Origin of the sequence: Pedobacter petrophilus, assembly GCF_009674725.1 — a bacterium.
GTDB classification, from domain to species: Bacteria; Bacteroidota; Bacteroidia; order Sphingobacteriales; family Sphingobacteriaceae; genus Pedobacter; species Pedobacter petrophilus.
Map to the genome: position 1 here is coordinate 45,122 of NZ_WKKH01000028.1, position 20,491 is coordinate 65,612.

Sequence of the window (20,491 nt, forward strand, 5' to 3'; positions counted from 1 at the left end):
AAAAATGAAGAAAAAACTTTACCTCTCTTTTATTATCCTTATTTACATTCCTCAACTATTTGCACAACAGCAGAACAAAACAAAATCAACCCTTGATTCTAACAAAACGCAGCAGTTGAGAGAAATCAGCATTGCTGTAAAGAAAGCTGCTAAATTAAGAAAGGACACTTTATCCGCTGCTTTAAGAATGCAGATTCCCCTGCTTCAGATGCCACAAAACATCATCAGTATTTCTGCCGCACTGATACAGCAGCAGGGAAGTTTTCAATTAAAAGATATGGCCCGGAATGCCAGTGGAATCTATTTTGGATACAATAGTTCACCTTTTGACAATTCTGCTTCCATTAAAATCAGGGGATTTAATGCATCTACTACGATTAACGGGATGCCGGGCCGACTGGTTCTTGGTGCAACGCTTGATGATGAAGCTTTAATTGAAAATCTGGAATTTATAAAAGGGCCGGCGGGATTTATCAGTGCTGTTGGCGAACCTGGTGGAACACTAAATATTTCCACTAAAGCGCCAAAAGAAAAACTACTTAACGTACAGCTTACGGGAGGCAACTACAATCTTTTCAGGTCTACGGTAGATGTTGGCAGTAAGGCGCTGGATAAAGGATTTTCTTACCGCTTCAATGCTGCCTATCAGCGTCAGAACTCTTATCTTAATTACATGAAAACGGAGAAATACGTTATTGCTCCGGTACTTCAATATAATTTTAGTCCGCAGACTTACCTCATTGCCGAATATAATTACATTCGCGGCGAGGTGAAAAACGGTTCATCAATCAATAAACTTCGCCAGGATAATGATGTGTTGCAAGATCCTATAGGTGTGAATTACAGTGCAGGTGTCGGGCTTCCGCTGAGTGTTGTACAAACGCATACAGGTAGATTCGTAGCTGTTCACAAATTTAATTCGAACTGGCAGCTAACCTCTCAATCTAATTACGTTAAGGCCCCATCTACACAATGGTATATGGTCTCATCAAATAACAGAACCTCAATCAGTTTTGATGCGGGTAAAACCAGGCGAATATCCAGCAACTCAAACATACTAGGTGAAACCTATAACACCAATTTGTTTCTGAACGGTAAATTCAACACCGGGGAGTTTAAACACACGCTCTTAGTTGGTGGTGATTATACTGCAGGAAAAGATTCTCTTTCAACCTATTACGGAAGTAATTCAATCGCGTTCGACCGCAATAACCCAAGTTATGATGTCGATCCGGATGCTGTTGCGGTAACCAAAAGATCCATCAGGCAGGAAAATAAGATTCATTATACCGCGGCATACATTTATGACAACATCGCCTTTAATAAATTCCTGTTAACTGTCGGAGCCCGATATACGGAGTACCGAAATCAAAATATCTTAACCACAACGAGAGGGCCGCGGGCGCCGGATTATTATAAGCAACACGCCTTTTCACCCCGTTTGGCATTAACCTTTACTCCGGATTCTACCTCTTCCATCTACTTTTTATATGATCAATCTTTCGTTCCACAAACTGGTCAGGTTGTCACTGCAACGTCCGATGGCACAACAGCAGGACAGCGCTCAGTTACCGGAACAAAACCTATTGACCCTCAACTTGGAAATAGTTTCGATCTTGGTTTCAAAAAGAATTGGTTCAACGGAAAGTTTTTGACTACCATAAACGGTTTCCACTCGGCCAAGCAAAATGTATCTGCAAGAGATTTTAGAAGTTACACCGCTGCGGCTGGTGCTACGGCTTATTACCTGCAGTTGGGTGAAGTGGTGAGCAACGGAATTGAAGTTGATGTGATTGGGAATATCACCGACCGCCTTTCGCTAGTGGCAAACTACACTTATGTGGATGCGAAAATCACTAAAGACAATAATCTTGACCCGACACCAGACAATCCATCTATCATAGGCCAGAAAATGCCTGATGTACCTCAACAAATATTTAATACCTGGATTCAATACACTATTCCGTTAAAGGGCTATAATAAAATTTCACTAAGTGCCGGACAGACCAGTATTTCAAAACTTTCGGCAATCAGCCAGCGGGATGTTTTCTTGCCGAACTATACAAAATTTGATGCGGGCGTGAGTTTTACAAATCCAAAATATTGGATTAGGGTAATCGCAGATAACCTGGCGAACAAGCGTTATATTTCTTCCGGGGATATTACCACTGATTTCCCTTATGCAGGAAATAACTATTTCTTCGTTGAAGGAGAACCCTTTAACATCAGGTTTTCTGTTGGTCTCCGGTTTTAATTCAATAAAAACAAATTAGAAATCGCGAATTTTGGTTGCAGATCATATGATTTGCAATCAACATTCGCGATTAATCTTAGATCTCGTTACTGTAAACAGATCTTACTGCATCTCTTAAATTATAATTAGAAGCCATAACTTCTCCGTAGGCACCCGCACTGCGGATGGCGAAAATATCACCTCTAAAAGATTGTGGTTGCTCCACTTCTTTACCAAAACAATCTGTGCTTTCGCAAATTGGCCCTACAATATCATATTTAATAAGGTCAGACTCAGGACTTCCGACTTCCAACTTCCGGCTAAGGTTTTCTATTTTATGATAGGCCTGGTACAAAGCCGGGCGCATCAATTCTGTCATGCCGGCATCTAAAACGACAAAGTTTTTCTTTTTACCGTTTTTAATGTATAAGGCTTTCGTAATCAGTGATGCCGATTGCCCGACTAACGCTCTTCCCAATTCGAAGTGCACTTCCTGGCTGGCTTTAACATCCAGAAATTCATCAAAGATCTTGAAATAAGATTCAAAGTCAGGAATCTGATAATCAGGGTTGTAATAGTCGATACCTAAACCTCCACCAACATTTAAAACTTTTAGTGTAAAGCCTTTATCTTCAAACCACGCTGCAAACTCATTTACCCTGACGCACAGGCTTTTATAAACATCCAGGTTGGTAATTTGAGAACCAATATGGAAGTGGATCCCGATAAATTTCAGGTTTGCAGATGCTTTTAACGTTTCAGCACATTCAGGTAAATCCCATGAATTGATTCCAAACTTATTTTCATCTAAGCCAGTGGTGATGTTGTGATGGGTATGGGCATCAACATTAGGGTTAATTCGAATAGCTACCTGTGCTACTTTGCCTTTTGCAGCGGCGAGTTCGTTTAGCACCTCTAACTCTTGAATAGATTCTACATTGAAGCAGAAAATATCCAGATCCAGGGCTTCGTTAATCTCTTTATCAGATTTGCCTACTCCTGCAAAAACGATTTTCTGATGATCGAAACCTACCTCTACTGCTCTTCTCACTTCTCCGGCACTCACGCAATCTGCACCAAAACCAATGCCTTTAATCGCTTCGAGCAAAACAGCATTGAAGTTGGCTTTCAAAGCATAATGGATATGAAACTGATAAGGTGCTGCTGCCTCGGCACAGGTGCGAAGCGTTTTTTGCAGTAAATCAGTATCATAATAGTAAAAAGGGGTTTCTATATTGTTAAACTTTGATATATCTTTATCGGCGAACATGTTCAAATTCCTTATTATAATTTTAATTTTATTTTTTGGGCTGGTATACTTCGGTAATTACCTCGATTTAAAGAATGGAAGAATTACCCAAAAACAATACAATGGAAAAATCCGGTTCTCTATCGTTTTGCTCCTGATTGTATTGTTCCTCTTATTTATCAGAAAATGAAGATCGTAGCAGCTATATTTATTGTACTCATTATTTCTTTAGGATTATTTAATTCTTACAGGAAATACAAAAGTGAATTATTACCATCTCGGTTTCTGGCTTTTCATTTCCTTATCGGATTACTGGTCATAATCGGTGCTTTTTACCTGTTATTCGAATAATCTATTGTGCAGACTTCTTAAAGCCTCCGTTTTATACTCGCTCAAAATCAATAGAGAAACATTGTAATTGCTTCCGCCATAAGAAATCATCCTGATCGGGATATGCTTTAAGCCTTCCAAAACCCTGCTGGCAAAACCATGTTTTTCTGAACCAAAATCACCTACTACGCACACAATACTGTGATTGGTATCTACCTCAACTGTTCCAAAACTTTCCAGTTCTTCTATAATTTTCGGAAGATTTCCGGTTTCATCAATGGTTAAGGAAACGGCAACCTCAGAGGTCGTAATCATATCAATTGGCGTTTTATAGCGCTCAAATACCTCAAAAACACGACGTAAGAAACCATAAGCCAAAAGCATCCGGCTAGACTGAATACGAATCGCTGTGATGCCATCTTTTGCAGCGATGGATTTAATTTTTCCTTTTTCGCTATTGTGTGTAATTAATGTTCCGGCAGCCGATGGTTCCATTGTATTTAATAAACGAACCGGAATTTTATATTTCTGCGCAGGAAAAACAGATTGTGGATGCAAAATCTTTGCACCAAAATATGCTAACTCCGCCGCCTCATCAAAAGATAATTGTGCAATTGGTTTAGTGCCTTTTACCACCCTTGGATCGTTGTTGTGCATTCCGTCGATGTCTGTCCAGATTTGAACTTCTTCCGCTAAAATCGCAGCACCTAGTAAAGAGGCCGTATAATCACTTCCGCCGCGGCGCAAATTATCCACCTCACCAAAGCTATTTCGGCAAATAAATCCTTGTGTAATAAATAATTTATTCCCTTTATGCTGTTCTAAAAGTGGCGTTAAATGTTTAGTGGTAAATGGAATATCAGGCTCATTATCTTCATCTGTTTTCATGAAATCCAAAGCCGGCAATAACACCGATTCAATTCCAATCGACTTTAAATAAATATGATATAAAGTGGTAGATAATAATTCGCCTTGCGCCAATACTACTTTTTCTTCAACCGGGGTGAAAATATCATTGGTTAAAACCGCTAAAAAGCTGAAATGGTAATCAATCACTTCATTCCCCATCTCCTGAAAATCAGCAGCAGGCAAGAGTTCAATTACAAAATCCTTATATTTCTGATATAAATTTTCTACGGCAGTACTTCCGTTCTTCTTATCTCCGGATAAAAAATAATTAGAAATTTCCACTAAACTATTTGTAGTTCCAGAAACGGCTGATAACACTACAATCTGTTCTTCATTTGGATTAATGATATCCAATAACTTCGTCATGCGCTCGGGACTACCAACTGACGTACCCCCAAATTTTAATATTTTCATCTACTTAATTATTATTTTACCTGTGATAAAAACTATCAAAACTTTACATAATTCCTTTTAGAATGTGAAAAAGTTAAGATGGTTTTATTTTAATACCGGAATTTCTTTATTATTGTATCGGGGCGTGAAAATAAGCAAAACAAGCTTAAAAGCAACATCCCCAACAAAATAAAATTTGGATAAATCGAAATAAATGTATTTCGGCCAAACTTCATCTACGAAATTTTGTTCAACACGAGATATTTAATTAAAAAAAAGCTCAATGCAAGCAATTGACCAATCTACACAAGCCACCATTAACCAATGGTTAGGCGGTAATTACGACGAGAAAACAAAGGCAGAAATACAAGCCTTAGTTGATCAGAATGCAACAACAGACCTCATCGATTCATTTTATAAAAGTTTGGAATTCGGAACTGGTGGCTTACGGGGCATCATGGGTGCCGGTTCAAACCGGATCAATAAATACACCATTGGAACGGCCACTCAGGGGTTGGCAAACTACTTAAATAATAAATATCCAGGCGAAAAAATCAGCGTAGCTATTGCACACGATAGCCGCAATAACTCTGATTATTTCGCTAAAATCACTGCTGATGTTTTTTCTGCAAATGGTATTTATGTTTACTTTTTTGAAGAATTAAGACCAACGCCGGAGCTTTCTTTTGCCGTGCGCCATTTCGGTTGCAAAAGCGGTGTAATGTTAACGGCATCTCACAATCCTAAAGAATATAACGGCTATAAGGCTTACGGTGCAGATGGTGGCCAGTTTACTTCTCCTGATGATAAATTGGTAATCGATGAGGTAAACAAAATCACGAGTATAGATGAAGTTAAGTTTGATCGCGTAGAAGCTAATATAGAGTTGATCGGCGAAGCAGTAGATAAATTGTATCTTGATGGTATTACAGCGCTATCAATTTCTCCTGAGTCGATTAAAAGACAACATGATTTAAAAATTGTTTACTCCCCTATCCACGGAACCGGAATTACCTTAGTGCCTAAAGCTTTGGCACAGTTTGGTTTTACCAACGTAACGGTTGTAGAAGAGCAAAGCAAGCCAGATGGTAACTTCCCAACCGTTGTTTATCCAAATCCTGAAGAAAAAGATGCCTTAACCTTAGCGATGAATAAAGCTAAAGAGATTGATGCAGATTTAGTTTTAGCCACCGATCCGGATGCTGACCGTGTGGGGATCGCAGTGAAAGATAATGAAGGCGAATGGGTATTATTAAACGGGAACCAAACCGGAAGTTTATTGATCAATTACCTGTTAACAGCATGGCAGGAGGCAGGTAAATTAGATGGCAATCAATTTATTGTTAAAACGATTGTGACTTCCAACCTGATCGAAGAGATTGCTAAGAAAAAAGATGTTACTTATTACAACACGTTAACAGGATTTAAATATATCGGTCAGGTGATGACTGAGCTTGAAGGAAAGAAATATTTCATTGGCGGTGGCGAAGAAAGCTATGGTTACCTGATCGGCGATTTAGTTCGCGATAAAGATGCCGTGGTTTCTGCCGCATTTATTTCTGAAATGACTGCCTACTACAAAGATAAAGGTGCCAGCTTATATAATGCTTTGCTGGATATGTATGTAGAATACGGTTTATACAAAGAAGATTTAGTGTCGCTTACCAAAAAAGGTAAAACCGGTGCGGAAGAAATTAAAGCCATGATGGTGAAATTCAGGGAAAATCCCCCTGCTACATTAGGTGGTTCTAAAGTGTCGGTATTGAAAGATTACGAATTAAGCCAGGAAACTGATTTGGCAACTGGAAAAGTAACAAAACTGGATTACCCAACTTCAGATGTTTTACAATTCATTACAGAAGATGGAAGCATCGTTTCTGCACGTCCGAGTGGTACTGAGCCAAAAATTAAATTCTATTGCAGCGTAAATGCACCTTTGGCAGATCGTAAGGATTTTGAAAAGGTGAATACTGAATTAGGTGATAAGATTAAAGCGGTAATGGCAGATTTACAAGCTTAGGAAGAAGATTTATAGATCTTGTTGGATCTCTTCGAAAGATAAATTATGACCACAGATGATGTTTCATCTGTGGTTTTTTTTACCCCGTCAGTTGAAACTGACGGCGATGAATTAAACCGCGAAACAGCATCGATAAATCATAACTTCCTAAATCTAATTTTCTGAATTTCCCTCACAAAAGCCTACGCAATTACACACATTACCATTGACTGAAGTCAATGGCTAAAGATTCAACTAGCTTTTGCAAAAACTAATTTTTATTCTTGTTGGAAATTTTACCGCGTCAGTTGAAACTGACAGCGATGAATTAGACCTCAAAACAGCATCGATAAATCATAACTTCCTAAATCTAATTTTCTGAATTCCCCTCACAAAAGCCTACGCAATTACACACATTGCCATTGACTGAAGTCAATGGCTAATTTTTTTTTATAATTGGCTTTACTAAACCGATTATTTTTTCTTTGCCACTCCCAATTTCGTTTGTACATTTGCAACCTAAATACAATGTTTAAAAAAGCCCTTATATTTTTTCTGGTGATCTGTACCATATCAAATTGCTATATGCAATTGATAGTGTATTCAGCTTATCAGATGAATAAGGATTATATTACTTCGGTATTTTGTATCAATAAAGCACATCCTGAACTGCATTGCGATGGACAATGTTTCTTAGCTAAAAAATTGAAAGATTTAGATGGGAAGAATAAACAAACGCAGGAAACGCTAAAGAGAATTGTAGAAGCTGATCCTGAGTTCCGGGTTTTAGCAATCAACCATCACCTGCCCTATTTCCTAATCAAATCTGAAAGCCTTTATCTGGAAAAGACAATCAAAGACCTTTCCATTTCTATTTTTCATCCGCCGAAAATGGCTTAAGTAATTTTATTTATTGGCCGTCACCCTGAATTCATTCCAGGGTCTTTATTGCTATTCAGATGCCGAATTAAATTCAGCATGACGACCGTATTAAAAATCCTCTAAATTTTTTCACTTATCCAATTTTCATTAGAATGAAATTATCACAATACTTATTGGCATTGTTATACCCTGTTATACTCCTATCATGCAAAAAAATGCAGATGAAGTTACCTCAGATATCAAATTGAGCTGTATACCGGAGTTCGAACATCAGCTAAATGGAGCAGTGTTAAATTTAAATACCCCTACTTATGAAAATGCAAAAGGGAGAAGATTTTAAAATAAACATCTTCAAATATGATGTAAGCAGTATTAAATTAGCAAGGCTGATTGGAGCAAATACTTTCTACAAAAATATGGCACTAAGCGCTGGAATACAACAAAACACCTGAGAAGCTGAAACCAATCACCCTATGAGGGCAGGTAAGGTTTATCTCAAAATTACTTATAATTTTTAAATACAATTAATATGAAAAACACAATAACACTGGGATTTTGCCTGATCATTTTTCTTTTCAGCGCCTGCAAAACAGCACCAGATTCGAAAGCAGTAAAAAAAGAAGTTCTTAATATTCACGATAAACTGATGATCGATGGGGGAAAAGTAATGTCCAACAAAATGAAGTTAGATTCGGTATTAAAATCTGACAAGATAAAATCTCCGCAGGATTCAGCAAAAGTGGCTGATCTGATCATGAGCTTAAATAAAGCTGATGAGCGGATGATGGATTGGATGCATCTCTTCAATGATGAGTTCAAAGGTAAAAACGAACAGGAAGATCTGGACTATTATAAATCCGAAATGGTGAAGATTAGAAAAGTTGAAGACGATTATATTAAAGTAACCAAAGCATCAGACTCGGTTTTGAAAAAGTATAATATTGCACCAGCAGCAAAAATGAATATGGAACACCATAAGCATTAGCGCTTTGCCTGAAAAATCGTTCTTTTAAATAATTAAAAGCATCTCCGCAGAAGGAATAACGCCCTTTTGCAGAGACCTTTTAAATAAGCACAATTATAGAATGAAGCAACAAAACTACATTTAATTATCTTCTGCAAAACAGAGGTCGTATATTTACATATTAATAAAAAATCATGAATAAAATAATTTCTTCGATAGCAATTTGCATGCTATCCATTGCCCTACTTTCATCTTGCAAACAAGATAAAAAGCTTCCGTTCTACGGCGAGCGCCATGCAGAAACGGTTAGAGATGCAGCAGGTGTAGAGAAAATAGATACAGTTTATCAAACCATTCCCAATTGGTCGTTTTTAAACCAGGATAGTATAGTAACCACAAACAAAGCCACAGATGGAAAAGTCTATGTGGCAGATTTCTTTTTTACATCTTGCAGCACCATTTGTCCGACAATGCACCGAAACTTAATGACGGTTTATAATGATTTTAAAACAAATCCAGATGTAATGTTTGTATCGCATACCATAGATTTTAAGTACGATAAACCATCAGTATTAAAAAAATATGCACAAAAACTCGGTGTGGATGGAGACAAATGGCAATTTCTTTATGGAAGCAAGGACAGTGTTTATACCTTGGCCGAAAAGAATTACCTGGTGGCGGTTGGCGAGGATAGCACGGCAAAAGACGGCTATATTCATCAGGGATATTTAGTGTTAATTGATAAAGACAGACGCATCCGGGGCGCTTATGATGGTACGAAAGAAGACCAGGTAGAACAATTGAAAAAAGATATTCCGGTTCTATTGACAGAGTATAAAAAGTAAACCTGAACCATAATCGTCATTTCGACCGAAGCGGAGAAATCTTTCTAACCAATTGCAAAATTTATCGGCTAACGCCAGAAATGACGGTTATTTAATTTTAACAACCCATCTATGCGCAAATACATCATCACCATTGCCTTTCTATTTTCAGTTATCTTTGTAATCATATCCTGCCAAAACCAGGAAACCATCGATTTACAAAACTATATGTCTAACGGAAAGGAACTTTATAGAACCAAATGCCAGAATTGCCATGGGGAAAATGGTGAAGGTTTAGGTCAGCTTGCTCCGCCCCTTACAGACACTTTATTTTTAAAAACCAATAAAACGCGATTGGCCTGTATAATCCGGAATGGAATTGAAGAATCTATTGTTATTAATGGAAAAACGTACAAGGAAAAAATGCCGGCTTTTCCGGAATTAGCTGATATAGATGTAGCCCAGGTAATGGTTTACATTACCAACTCATTTGGAAACAATCAGGGCTTTGTTCCTTATAGCAAGGTTTCTATTCAATTACAGAATTGTAAATAATCAAAATTCTTGCTGTCTTTTTAATTAAAAACAAGCATATTTGCGCAAAATGCAGGTTGTTCTATCGCTGTTTCGATTTATCGGAAGAGAGGAAAGTCCGGGCAACGCAGGGCATCCCGCTTTCTAACGGAAAGGGATTGAGGAATGAAAACCTGAATCACGGATTAGTGCAACAGAAAATATACCGTCTTAATGTAAAGTTAGGATAAGGGTGAAAACGTGCGGTAAGAGCGCACGAGCATTGCAGGCGACTGTAGTGGTTTGTAAACCCCGGGAGTTGAAAGACCAAATAGGCTAACGCATGTAGGGCTGCCCGTCCGATGTTAGTGGGTAGGTCGTTAGAGATAAATGGCAACATTTATACTGGATTAATGATAGAAGTTCTGAGCAATCAGAAAACAGAACCCGGCTTATAGACCTGCATTTTTTTACTTTCCTAACATCAATTGATATATTTGATTCGAATCTATACTCTAAAGCAGTAGATGAATACAGGTCATACGTTTTTTTACCTGACCATCAGTGACTTTACAGAACGGTTCTTAAATCTATTAAAAAGACAATTGGCGATTATAAATAGATTGAAACATTTTTATTGATTTACCGTTTATAGCCATAATTATTGTAGGAAAAAGTATACATTAATTTAAAAATAATATCTTCGCATTCAACTAGAATAAACACTAAATGGCCAAACTATTAATTATTGATGATGAGCGAGCAATAAGAAGTACCTTACGCGAAATTTTGGAGTACGAAAATTATGACGTTGAAGATATCGATAACGGTATCGACGGCCTTGAAATGATCAAAAGGACAAATTTCGACCTGGTACTCTGCGATATCAAAATGAATAAGATGGATGGTATGGAAGTGCTTGAACAGGCGCAATTACTGAAACCCGATCTACCTTTCATCATGATTTCTGGTCACGGAACGATTGAAACCGCCATTGAAGCCAGTAAAAAAGGTGCTTTTGATTTTATCTCCAAACCACCAGATTTAAATCGTTTACTAATCACTGTTCGTAATGGTTTAGACCGTGGAAATTTAGTTACCGAAACAAAGGTTTTAAAGCGTAAGGCCAGCAAAACCAGAGAGATTTTGGGTAAGTCAGAAAGTATCTCCAAAATTAAAGAAACCATAGAACGTGTTGCACCTACTGAAGCCCGTGTTTTAATTACTGGTGCAAATGGTAGTGGTAAAGAATTAGTGGCGAGGTGGTTACATGAAAAATCTAATCGTGCTGATAATCCGTTAATCGAAGTAAATTGTGCCGCTATCCCTTCAGAATTAATTGAAAGTGAGCTATTTGGTCATGAAAAAGGTTCCTTTACCTCTGCAGTAAAACAGCGGATTGGTAAATTTGAACTGGCCAACGGCGGAACATTATTTTTGGATGAGATTGGCGATATGAGTCTCTCGGCGCAGGCAAAAGTGCTGCGTGCCTTGCAGGAACATAAAATCTCCCGCGTAGGCGGTGAAAAAGAAATTGAAGTTAACGTTCGCGTACTGGCGGCAACCAATAAAGATTTGCTTAAAGAAATTGAAGACGGTAATTTCCGGATGGATTTGTACCACCGTTTAAACGTAATTAATATCCATCTTCCGCATTTAACAGAACGTACAGATGATATCCCGGTGATTGCCCAAAACTTTTTAGAAAGTATTTGCAGCGATTACGGAATGCCTGTTAAAAAAATTAACGACAGCGGAATGGCCGCATTGCAGGCTTTACCATGGACGGGTAATGTACGGGAGTTACATAATATGATCGAGCGTTTAATTATTTTAAGCGATAAAGTAATTACTGAAAATGACGTTCGTGCCTTTGCTAATCCAGGTGGCGGTACAAACATCGGCGCGGCAACCAGCACTCAAATTGCAGGTGCCAGTGGTGGTTCTGGCATGTCATCTTCTTTTGATAGCTTTAATAATTTCCAGGATTATAAAGACCATGCTGAGAAAGAATTTATCAAATTTAAGCTTGAGAAAAACAACTGGAACGTATCCAAAACTGCTGACGAAATTAATATTCAAAGAAGTCACTTATACAGCAAGATTGAGAAGTTCGGGTTAAAAAGAGATACCGCCTAGCTGCCAAGAGAATCAATCTCAGGCAATGTAATTTGTTAGTGCATGAAATATTTCGATGGATTAATCTATCACCAGAAAAGCAGGAAATAATCCTGCTTTTCTGGTGATAATATTATGCACTAAAAGTTTCTTCTTAAGATTGTGGTTTAACTCATATAGTCATTTTGCCTCATTAGCAGTGCTCTATACTTATTGAATATCGCAGTTTTTGAAACAAAGCCCTTATAACGGTTCGCCTCATCAATTACTGGCAAAAGCCAAACATTATCTTGTTCCATTTTTTGTAACACCACTTTTAAATCGTCGTTTTCCCTGATGGTATTGGGTGCCAGCTGAACTAAATCTGTAGCTAACAGATTTAGTTTATCCGGATTGTTAACCATTGCGCTAAACAATTCTTCTACGTAGATAATACCTTTAAAATCGCCAACCTCATCTGTAACGGCACAAATATTTTTATGTGATTGAACGATTTCATTCATCTTTGCAGCAATCGAATCATCCATCTGTAGCTGAGGATAAGTTTTTTCAATCAGGTATTTTAATTTCATCTGGTTTAAAACTGTTGTATCCTTATCCTCATGAGAAAGCAATTCACCTTTATCGGCAAGTACCTTTGTATAGATAGAATGCTTCTGAGCGCTTCGATTAATGGCATAAGAAATAGCAGTGGTAATCATCAGCGGCACCATTAATATGTAGCCACCCGTGATCTCTGCAATCAGGAAAATTCCGGTAAGGGGTGCATGCATAATAGATCCAAGAGCAGCGGCCATTCCGGCTACGATGAAGTTAGATACGTTTAGATGTGCTAAACCTGAAAGGTTAACCATGTATGCGAAAATAAAACCAATTAGGCCGCCCATAATCAAGCTCGGTGCAAAGGTGCCCCCATTGCCGCCAGCACCCAAAGTAATTAACGTTGCCAGCGATTTCATGAAAATGGTTACCACTGTAAATAAAATAACTAAAGGCGCAATAGTATTATAATCTTCAAAAATACTGTTGTTAATTACGGCCAAATACTCTCCCCTTAACAGGTTTTTCATGGTAATATAACCTTCACCATAAAGTGTTGGGAAAAGAAAAACCAGAACCCCAAGCATCAGGCCACCAACAATTACCTTGGTGTAAGGATTTTTAATTTTATAGAATAAACCCTTTACAGCATAATTGGCTTTTGTAAAATAGATGGAGAACAAACCAATTAATCCCGCCAGTAACACATAATAAAACAAGGCATTAATTTGCCAGCCTTCCGTTACGAGGAAAAATAATTGTTGGGTATAAAATATCCTGGCCACTACTGCCGCTGTTGCCGCAGATAATAACAAAGGAATAAAAGCCGGAATGGTAAATTCTGGCAAAAGAATTTCAATAGCGAAAACGATTCCGGCCACGGGACTGTTAAAAGCGCCGGCTATACCGGCCGCCGCACCACAGGCCACCAGCATGGTAATTTCACGGTAAGACAAGCCTAAAAAGCGACCCAGATTCGACCCTATTGCAGAACCACTCGTAACAATAGGCGCTTCCAGGCCTGTTGACCCACCGAAACCAACCGTAATGGCCGCAGTAATGATTTGAGAATAAATGTTATGGGCCTCTACCCTGCTTGATTTTTTTGAGATGGCATAAAGCAAAGGTGTTAACCCGGTTTCGAACTTGCTTCTCCTGATGAAATATTTAATATATAAAACAGTAAGGAAAATACCAATCATTGGAAAAATAAAGTACAGGTAATACTTGTATTTCCAATGCCAGTCTGATTGAAGAAATTCTTCAATATGATGGGTTAAACTTTTAATTGCAGCTGCCGCAAGTCCGGCAAGAATACCAACGATTACTGCCAGTACGATCAGAAAATTACGGTTTGATATTTTTGACTTTCTGTATTGGTTAACTTTATCAAGGTAATTTACAAAACGGATATACATTCTATCGAATTTTAATAGAGAGTGATTGTTCCAAATGTAGTTAAAACAGATTGTGCAGACAATCTTTAATTCAATTATTATGCGTCAAACTTATCTAAAAGCTTAATTAAAGTGGCAAAATCCTTTGGGTATGGAGCGTCAATAACAATGTCCTGGTCATCCAATCCTTTAAAAACCAAATGCCTTGCATGTAAAGCAAAACGTTTCATAATTGGCTGTTCATCTTCACCTTTGGTTAATTTATATCCACGTTTAATGGATGATAAAAAGACTGGCTTACCTTTATACATATCATCTCCAACAATGGCAGCTCTTTGCGTAGCCAGGTGGATTCGGATCTGGTGCATTCTGCCGGTAATCGGCTTACATTCTACCAGTGTATAATGCTTATAATATTTTAATGAATCAAAAATCGTTTCTGCTCTTTTGCCTTCGGCACGATCAATCGTTACATTTTTATTTCCATCATTTAAAATTGGTAAATCCACTAATAATTTATCGAAAATTACATGGCCATCAACCACTGCATGATAGGTTTTATTAACCTTTCTGCGTTCGAACTGCATTGATGCATGACGGTAAGCCTCAGGATTTTTTGCAATAATTAAAGCTCCGGAAGTTTCCTTATCCAAACGGTGGCACACTTGTGCGTCATCGCTATACAGTTTCGCTAAACGCAACACATTGGTTTCACCAGATCCACCTCTTTCATCAAGCGAGGCAAGAAATGGTGGTTTGTTGATCACGATAAAATCGTTGTCTTCAAAAAGGATAAGGTCTTTAAAATTTGGATACTTCAATCTGAAAAATATTAATAAGCCGCAAAAATACAATTTTATTTTTATTGCTAAGGGATTAAGCTGAAGGAAAGGATTTACTCAAGAATTAAACCACAGATGCGAAGGATGAACACAGATGAGGGTAGCACGATTGAAAAATTAACCACAGATGAAAAGGATAAACGCAGATCAGGGTTGGGTTATTGTAGTGTGCTAACAAGAGATGTTCCCGCATCAAACCCTGCCCCAGTAATAAGGTGCAGAAAAATATGATCGATGGCCTGATTTTACTTAAACCAAACATTTACTTTTCTAAATTACAAGCCTGGCTTATATTATCTTCGATGCCTTATATGTAAACTTAACCAATAAAAATGGCAGATGAAGACTTAACAACTAAAAGACATTAAAAATCGTCATAAGATCTCTGGCCAAAATAGTATAGCAAAAAAGATTGCTTCAGCCAATGAAAAATTGGCTTCGCAAGGACGATTTTACTTTAAACCCTCGATCGTCCTGATGAACCTGATTCAGCATCTTTTATTTACAACATAGGTTCTGAAATAAATTCAGAATGACAATTTATTGATAGCACCCCGCTATGGACACCCTGCTCTCCGGTCTGGGAAGATGATGTTAAAGATAGATCCTGAAACAAGTTCAGGAAGACGACCGTTTTAATCCACCGTTCATATTATTGCAAGATAGCCTGTACTAACATCAAGAACCGTATAAATCCAAAGCCGAACCCTGCTATTGCCCCCCTGCTCCGGCCTCAGAAATGATGGAAGGAGAAAACGTTAAAGCTTCGAGCACAAACTTTCATTACCCACAACCCAAGGCAGTGCGTCCATCCTGATCCTTCATCGGGAACTTGTGCTGCCGAAATAAGCTTAACGATTTTATCCGACATCAGATCCAAGCCTTTGAGTTATTCATCTGGTGTTTATGTTTTTAATGGTATTCATAAGCTCGCTGAAAAGCTCGGTTTAGAGCCCTTCGGCGGCCAGCCAGTACATAAAAAACGCAGGGCTCCATAATGCCTCTACATAACGGTGAAAAGAATAAAAGAGAATAAGAAATATTTATCACATTCCAAAAATCATATTTCAAACGAAAGCCATTATAAACTGTTAACTACTTAGTAAACAATCGGAAAACTAAAAATCACTACCATGAAAAAAAAGCTTAACCTGATTATTGTTGCCAGCTTCGTGCTAATGGCAGCCGCCTGTTCGAAGGGCGAAATAGTGGAAACAGATCCCGAAATCGTTCCCATAGCGGAGGGGCCGGGAGTAGAAACCAATCCACCGAACACGAGTTATAAGCCGGCCTTTATTGGCCAAACCAGAGTTGGGGCTGTTCGTACCAGTACGGCCTTTCAAGGCACCGCTATTGCCACTACCCTTACGGCGCCATGGGGAATCACCGCATTACCTGATGGAAGACTATTAATTACACAAAAGGCGGGTACCATGCGTATTGCAACCACCAGCGGGGTATTAAGTAATGCCATTACGGGCCTTCCGGCAGTTAACGCTAACGGGCAGGGTGGTTTGTTAGGGCTTTGCATCGATCCGCAGTTCACCAGCAACAGAATGGTATACTGGGTATTTTCAGAAAATGTAGCTGGCGGTACACAAACGTCTGTTGCTAAAGGAAAACTTGCAGCAAATGAGCAAACAATTGAAAATGCCACCGTTATTTATCGCGCCGGCCCGGCCTACAATGGAACGCTACATTATGGTGGGCGCATCTTGTTTGATCGTACTGGGAACCTGATCATAAGCACGGGAGAGCGTTCAGACCTTGCCACCAGACCTCTGGCTCAATCGGTAACTGCAGGGCTTGGAAAAGTTATCCGCATTAACACCAATGGACAGCCGGCCGCCGGAAATCCAACCTTTTCTACAGGAGGTGCCTTGCCAGAACTCTATAGTATTGGCCACCGAAATCCACAGGGACTTGCCCTGCATCCCGTTACCGGAGAAATTTGGCAAAGTGAACATGGCCCTCGCGGTGGCGATGAATTGAACCGTTTACAAGGCGGCCGAAACTATGGCTGGCCAACCATTACCTACGGCATAGAATACAGTGGCGCAGCAATTGGCTCGGCTATCCAGCAACAAAACGGACTCGAGCAGCCTGCGTATTACTGGGATCCTGTAATTTCACCAAGCGGCATGACTTTCTATAGCGGAACCCGAATTTCCGAATGGCAAAACAACCTTTTTATTGCTTCACTCAGCGCAACCCACATTGCCAGGCTGATCATTGCAAACAATCGCATAGTTGGAGAAGAAAGGCTTCTTGCCAGTGAAGGCCAACGTTTCAGAGACATTACCCAGGGTAAAGATAATGCCCTTTATGCTGTTACCGATGGTGGCAGGCTCTACCGAATTGACAGATTATAGATAAAATAGAGAAATTATTAAGTTTAAAGCGCGTAGCGGACTTCAATCCATGCGCGCTTTTTCTATAAAGACTAAGCGGTATTCAACATAATGTTACTTACGGCACTTTGAAATTCTTTCCTTTTCTGGTAGTTTTACCACAATAATGAAAAAAATCGCCTTTGCCTCCCTCCTTCTGATTGCCGGCTTTTCAGCTGCTGCACAAACCTATCAACCGGTTACCAGCAAGAATAAAACATACCTGGCAACCATTAGAGGGCTTACCTATACTTATAAAGATGGCGTAATCACGTTAAAAAATAATGGCAAATATGATCTGGGTACAGTAAGTATTAATGCTTCCTCTAAAAAAGATACTACCTTATTTGGCATCGCTTTATTTGAAGAAGGGATGGAAAAAGGAAAAACTGAAAAGGCTACCGTTTATTTTACTACCGGAAATGGAAAAGACATGCATGAAATTCCACTCGCTAAAGTAGATCAGAAAAGTTTAATATTCTCTTTCGATAAAGCAACCAGGGCAATAAAATAGCTATTTAAGTAGAAACTCCATTGAATTTCAAGATTTAGAAAATATTAGCCAGCGTAGCTGAATTTGGCAGAAGTTTATAAAAATTTTTGAGAATGCTATAGACACACCTGTATAAAATAGTCTGAGAACGCGATACCGATGATATTTTAATCATCAAATTGTATCCATTACAAATTCACCTTTTTCTGATGCGATCTGATTTCCCCATATAGTAATTGTATCTAAAACAGGTATAAATGTTTTTCCAAAATCTGTAAGACTGTAAATAACTTTAATAGGAGGCTTTTTACCATATACTTTTCTTGATACCAGGCCATCTTTTTCTAATTGTTTTAACTGTAAACTCAATGTCATTTCAGTGATATGCGGTACTTCTTTTCGAAGCTCGTTATAACGCTTTTCAGTGTCCTTTAGATGATATAAGATCACCGCTTTCCATTTGCCACCTATCAAATCCATCGCAAGGCTTACCGTACATGGGTAAATTTTTCCATTTAGTTTTACATGATCAGCAATACATTCTGTTTTCATACAATAATTTTTGACCTATCGTTTTCGATAGTTATTGCAAATCTATCATACTAAAAATACTTTTGCAACTATAATTTTTATAGTTATTAATAAATGATGAAATCAGATTGGAAAGCAATGGAGGCAATTGAACAAAAAGATAAACCCCTGATCACTATTGTTGGTGTTTTGGGTAAACAGGGACTGAGTGCAGCACGTACGCTGTTAGATAGCGGGCGGTATCGCGTACGTGGGATTACCCGGAGGATTGATTCTCCGGACGCCCGGAGCTTGGCCGAACAAGGAGCTGAACTCGTTAGTTTACCGCTTAATCTGGGCTATAAAAAAGATTTCGTGGAAGCATTCCGGGGATCATATGGTATTTTCATGATGACACCAGGCATTGCTCCTCCGCAAACCCATGAGATGGAATTGGGTATACAACTAGCCGATGCAGCCGTTGAAGCAGGGGTGCAGCACGTTATCTTTAGCAGTCTGGAAAATGTAAATAAAATTACGGAAGGGAAAAAGTTTGCTCCCCATTTTACAGATAAGGCTAAAATTGAAGAGTATATACGTACGCTTCCAATCACAAGCTCGTTTATCTACATGGCTTTTTTCTACACCAATCTTCTGGAGTTTTACCCTCCCCGCATGGAGGGCGACACACTGGTATTCCCTATTTATTTACCAAAGGATTTCCGAGCGCCATTTGTAGACCCCCTTACGGCCACCGGACCAGCTGTACTGGAGATTTTTTCACATCCTGAATATTATGCCGGTAAGTCTTTGCCGGTAATAGGCGATATGATCTCCCCCCAGGAAATGGTAGATACTTTTGTCCGCGTTACGGGAAAGAAGGCTGTGTATAGTTCAGCATTTACAAGAGCCGAAATGCTTCACCATTTCCCGGAATTTAGCGATAATGAGCTTTTGGTTAGTGAGATTCTGGGAATGGCGGAATACGCAGTTGAATATGATTATTTTAGTAAAGACCGTGATCTGCTATGGAGCCGGCAGGTGAACGATAACAGCCTTAATTGGGAACAATTTTTGCGAACTACTGGCTGGCGGGGTGAAAGGCTATCATTTTAATACTTTATGAATAAAGGCTTATTGAATGCCCGTATAATTCAAACACTCTGGATGGGGGCTGCGAAATGCCTTCGACCAAAGCCAGCGCACTATTATAATTCACGGAGAAAGTTTACACTGAATTAATCTCTTTTTATATGAGATTCTGTATAAATTTAAGGTTTTTCCCTAAAAGCAAAAACCCTGCTAATCGTGCGATTGCAGGGTTTTATACGTCTTGATAGTCTTTGGTGTGATCCCGCTGGGATAATGATCTATTAATCCAATCGGTACTAGATAAGCAGGTTATTAAAATTATATAATCAACATTTCAATGTGGGCACCAGTTATTTTGATATGATTTGACTAGTTTTGAAAGAACAATTTGTTTAATACAATATAGCTATTATTTGGTTATTTTTTTTACCAAATAATATCAACATCATGTATTCTATTAAAACCTACCATATTCGTACACGCCCAGCTGGCGGCAAGAATAGCTTATTTTTGGAATCAATGGAAAAGGCATCGTACCAAGCATCCATGTTCCTAACAACACCATTTACGCGATACTCAGCAGGCGAATGATAGTCCCTAAGGTTCATACGGGACGCTTCTGGTGAATAGAGCGTACGGCTAACCTGAGCCAATGAAAGGAAATACCTTTGGTCACCAGTATAGCCACCCAAAGCAGGGGAATTTTCCTTATTTTCTTTGAGATAAAGTTGATAAGTGCATATACCAATAAATTTGACCCCCTTTCGCCAATTTTAAATTGACCCCCAGAGTTGTTGCTTGAAAAAAGCAGAA

17 protein-coding genes and 1 other RNA gene are annotated in these 20,491 nt (G+C 38.7%); 12 read left to right on the top strand and 6 right to left on the bottom strand.

Annotation, left to right across the window (positions count from 1 at the left end; genetic code table 11):
- Nucleotides 1-4 precede the first annotated feature (4 nt).
- Nucleotides 5-2,254, top strand: coding sequence for a TonB-dependent siderophore receptor (locus tag GJU39_RS16290; protein WP_154282047.1), 2,250 nt, complete (start codon nt 5-7; stop codon nt 2,252-2,254).
- A 76-nt stretch (nt 2,255-2,330) separates the two neighbouring features.
- Here the strand turns inward: GJU39_RS16290 and lysA are convergent, their stop codons facing one another.
- Together lysA and GJU39_RS16300 are read right to left on the bottom strand one after the other, a co-directional pair.
- Nucleotides 2,331-3,503: a diaminopimelate decarboxylase gene (lysA, locus tag GJU39_RS16295; RefSeq protein ID WP_154282048.1), complete on the bottom strand. Its 1,173-nt coding sequence runs from the start codon at nt 3,501-3,503 to the stop codon at nt 2,331-2,333.
- 318 nt (nt 3,504-3,821) lie between these two features.
- Nucleotides 3,822-5,135, bottom strand: a complete 1,314-nt coding sequence (locus tag GJU39_RS16300) for an aspartate kinase (RefSeq protein WP_154282049.1) — start codon at nt 5,133-5,135, stop codon at nt 3,822-3,824.
- A gap of 262 nt (nt 5,136-5,397) precedes the next feature.
- Here GJU39_RS16300 and GJU39_RS16305 point away from each other — a divergent pair, with 262 nt between their 5' ends.
- From GJU39_RS16305 to GJU39_RS16335, 8 genes are all read left to right on the top strand, one after another.
- A complete protein-coding gene (locus GJU39_RS16305) occupies nt 5,398-7,134 on the top strand; it encodes a phospho-sugar mutase (RefSeq protein WP_154282050.1) in 1,737 nt (578 codons plus the stop codon).
- A gap of 564 nt (nt 7,135-7,698) precedes the next feature.
- Nucleotides 7,699-8,013: a hypothetical protein gene (locus GJU39_RS16310; RefSeq protein WP_154282051.1), complete on the top strand. Its 315-nt coding sequence runs from the start codon at nt 7,699-7,701 to the stop codon at nt 8,011-8,013.
- 293 nt (nt 8,014-8,306) lie between these two features.
- Nucleotides 8,307-8,447 carry a hypothetical protein gene (locus tag GJU39_RS23610; protein ID WP_209437661.1) on the top strand — a complete coding sequence of 47 codons (141 nt, stop codon included), beginning with the start codon at nt 8,307-8,309 and terminating at the stop codon, nt 8,445-8,447.
- A gap of 77 nt (nt 8,448-8,524) precedes the next feature.
- On the top strand, nt 8,525-8,980 hold the full coding sequence (locus tag GJU39_RS16315; RefSeq protein ID WP_154282052.1) for a hypothetical protein: 456 nt from the start codon (nt 8,525-8,527) through the stop codon (nt 8,978-8,980).
- A gap of 173 nt (nt 8,981-9,153) precedes the next feature.
- The gene (locus GJU39_RS16320; RefSeq protein WP_154282053.1) at nt 9,154-9,804 is read left to right on the top strand and encodes an SCO family protein; all 651 of its coding nucleotides are present in this window, start codon (nt 9,154-9,156) and stop codon (nt 9,802-9,804) included.
- Nucleotides 9,805-9,915: 111 nt separating this feature from the next.
- On the top strand, nt 9,916-10,338 hold the full coding sequence (locus tag GJU39_RS16325) for a c-type cytochrome (RefSeq protein WP_154282054.1): 423 nt from the start codon (nt 9,916-9,918) through the stop codon (nt 10,336-10,338).
- 48 nt (nt 10,339-10,386) lie between these two features.
- Nucleotides 10,387-10,767: RNase P RNA component class A (rnpB, locus tag GJU39_RS16330), an RNA gene on the top strand.
- Nucleotides 10,768-11,025: 258 nt separating this feature from the next.
- Nucleotides 11,026-12,435: a sigma-54-dependent transcriptional regulator gene (locus GJU39_RS16335; RefSeq protein ID WP_154282055.1), complete on the top strand. Its 1,410-nt coding sequence runs from the start codon at nt 11,026-11,028 to the stop codon at nt 12,433-12,435.
- A 146-nt stretch (nt 12,436-12,581) separates the two neighbouring features.
- On the opposite strand, the gene GJU39_RS16340 is transcribed toward GJU39_RS16335, so the two are convergent.
- Together GJU39_RS16340 and GJU39_RS16345 are read right to left on the bottom strand one after the other, a co-directional pair.
- Nucleotides 12,582-14,372 (bottom strand): chloride channel protein, encoded by a 1,791-nt coding sequence (locus tag GJU39_RS16340; protein WP_154282056.1) that lies wholly within the window; start codon nt 14,370-14,372, stop codon nt 12,582-12,584.
- A 77-nt stretch (nt 14,373-14,449) separates the two neighbouring features.
- On the bottom strand, nt 14,450-15,172 hold the full coding sequence (locus GJU39_RS16345) for an RluA family pseudouridine synthase (RefSeq protein WP_154282057.1): 723 nt from the start codon (nt 15,170-15,172) through the stop codon (nt 14,450-14,452).
- Nucleotides 15,173-16,326: 1,154 nt separating this feature from the next.
- On the opposite strand from GJU39_RS16345, the gene GJU39_RS16350 reads away from it, so the two are divergent.
- Nucleotides 16,327-17,565 (top strand): PQQ-dependent sugar dehydrogenase, encoded by a 1,239-nt coding sequence (locus GJU39_RS16350; protein ID WP_154282058.1) that lies wholly within the window; start codon nt 16,327-16,329, stop codon nt 17,563-17,565.
- A gap of 145 nt (nt 17,566-17,710) precedes the next feature.
- Nucleotides 17,711-18,097: a hypothetical protein gene (locus GJU39_RS16355; protein ID WP_154282059.1), complete on the top strand. Its 387-nt coding sequence runs from the start codon at nt 17,711-17,713 to the stop codon at nt 18,095-18,097.
- Between the two features lie 153 nt (nt 18,098-18,250).
- Here GJU39_RS16355 and GJU39_RS16360 read toward each other — a convergent pair whose 3' ends face one another.
- Entirely contained in the window at nt 18,251-18,628 is a 378-nt protein-coding gene (locus GJU39_RS16360; RefSeq protein ID WP_154282060.1) for a winged helix-turn-helix transcriptional regulator, read from the bottom strand.
- Nucleotides 18,629-18,721: 93 nt separating this feature from the next.
- Between GJU39_RS16360 and GJU39_RS16365 the strand changes: the two genes are divergently transcribed.
- A complete protein-coding gene (locus GJU39_RS16365) occupies nt 18,722-19,702 on the top strand; it encodes an NmrA/HSCARG family protein (protein ID WP_209437662.1) in 981 nt (326 codons plus the stop codon).
- A gap of 440 nt (nt 19,703-20,142) precedes the next feature.
- Here the strand turns inward: GJU39_RS16365 and GJU39_RS24320 are convergent, their stop codons facing one another.
- A complete protein-coding gene (locus tag GJU39_RS24320) occupies nt 20,143-20,427 on the bottom strand; it encodes a M13-type metalloendopeptidase (RefSeq protein ID WP_379104799.1) in 285 nt (94 codons plus the stop codon).
- Nucleotides 20,428-20,491 lie beyond the last annotated feature (64 nt).

What these genes read in the sequence shown, in the direction of transcription:
- GJU39_RS16310 (WP_154282051.1), top strand. Translation starts at nt 7,699, where the DNA reads ATGCAATTGATAGTGTATTCAGCTTATCAGATGAATAAGGATTATATT.
- GJU39_RS16355 (WP_154282059.1), top strand. Translation starts at nt 17,711, where the DNA reads ATGAAAAAAATCGCCTTTGCCTCCCTCCTTCTGATTGCCGGCTTTTCA.
- lysA (WP_154282048.1), bottom strand. Translation starts at nt 3,503, where the DNA reads ATGTTCGCCGATAAAGATATATCAAAGTTTAACAATATAGAAACCCCT.
- GJU39_RS16365 (WP_209437662.1), top strand. Translation starts at nt 18,722, where the DNA reads ATGATGAAATCAGATTGGAAAGCAATGGAGGCAATTGAACAAAAAGAT.
- GJU39_RS16360 (WP_154282060.1), bottom strand. Translation starts at nt 18,628, where the DNA reads ATGAAAACAGAATGTATTGCTGATCATGTAAAACTAAATGGAAAAATT.
- GJU39_RS16340 (WP_154282056.1), bottom strand. Translation starts at nt 14,372, where the DNA reads ATGTATATCCGTTTTGTAAATTACCTTGATAAAGTTAACCAATACAGA.
- GJU39_RS16320 (WP_154282053.1), top strand. Translation starts at nt 9,154, where the DNA reads ATGAATAAAATAATTTCTTCGATAGCAATTTGCATGCTATCCATTGCC.
- GJU39_RS16305 (WP_154282050.1), top strand. Translation starts at nt 5,398, where the DNA reads ATGCAAGCAATTGACCAATCTACACAAGCCACCATTAACCAATGGTTA.
- GJU39_RS16300 (WP_154282049.1), bottom strand. Translation starts at nt 5,135, where the DNA reads ATGAAAATATTAAAATTTGGGGGTACGTCAGTTGGTAGTCCCGAGCGC.
- GJU39_RS16290 (WP_154282047.1), top strand. Translation starts at nt 5, where the DNA reads ATGAAGAAAAAACTTTACCTCTCTTTTATTATCCTTATTTACATTCCT.
- GJU39_RS16315 (WP_154282052.1), top strand. Translation starts at nt 8,525, where the DNA reads ATGAAAAACACAATAACACTGGGATTTTGCCTGATCATTTTTCTTTTC.
- GJU39_RS16325 (WP_154282054.1), top strand. Translation starts at nt 9,916, where the DNA reads ATGCGCAAATACATCATCACCATTGCCTTTCTATTTTCAGTTATCTTT.
- GJU39_RS16335 (WP_154282055.1), top strand. Translation starts at nt 11,026, where the DNA reads ATGGCCAAACTATTAATTATTGATGATGAGCGAGCAATAAGAAGTACC.
- GJU39_RS23610 (WP_209437661.1), top strand. Translation starts at nt 8,307, where the DNA reads ATGAAAATGCAAAAGGGAGAAGATTTTAAAATAAACATCTTCAAATAT.
- GJU39_RS16350 (WP_154282058.1), top strand. Translation starts at nt 16,327, where the DNA reads ATGAAAAAAAAGCTTAACCTGATTATTGTTGCCAGCTTCGTGCTAATG.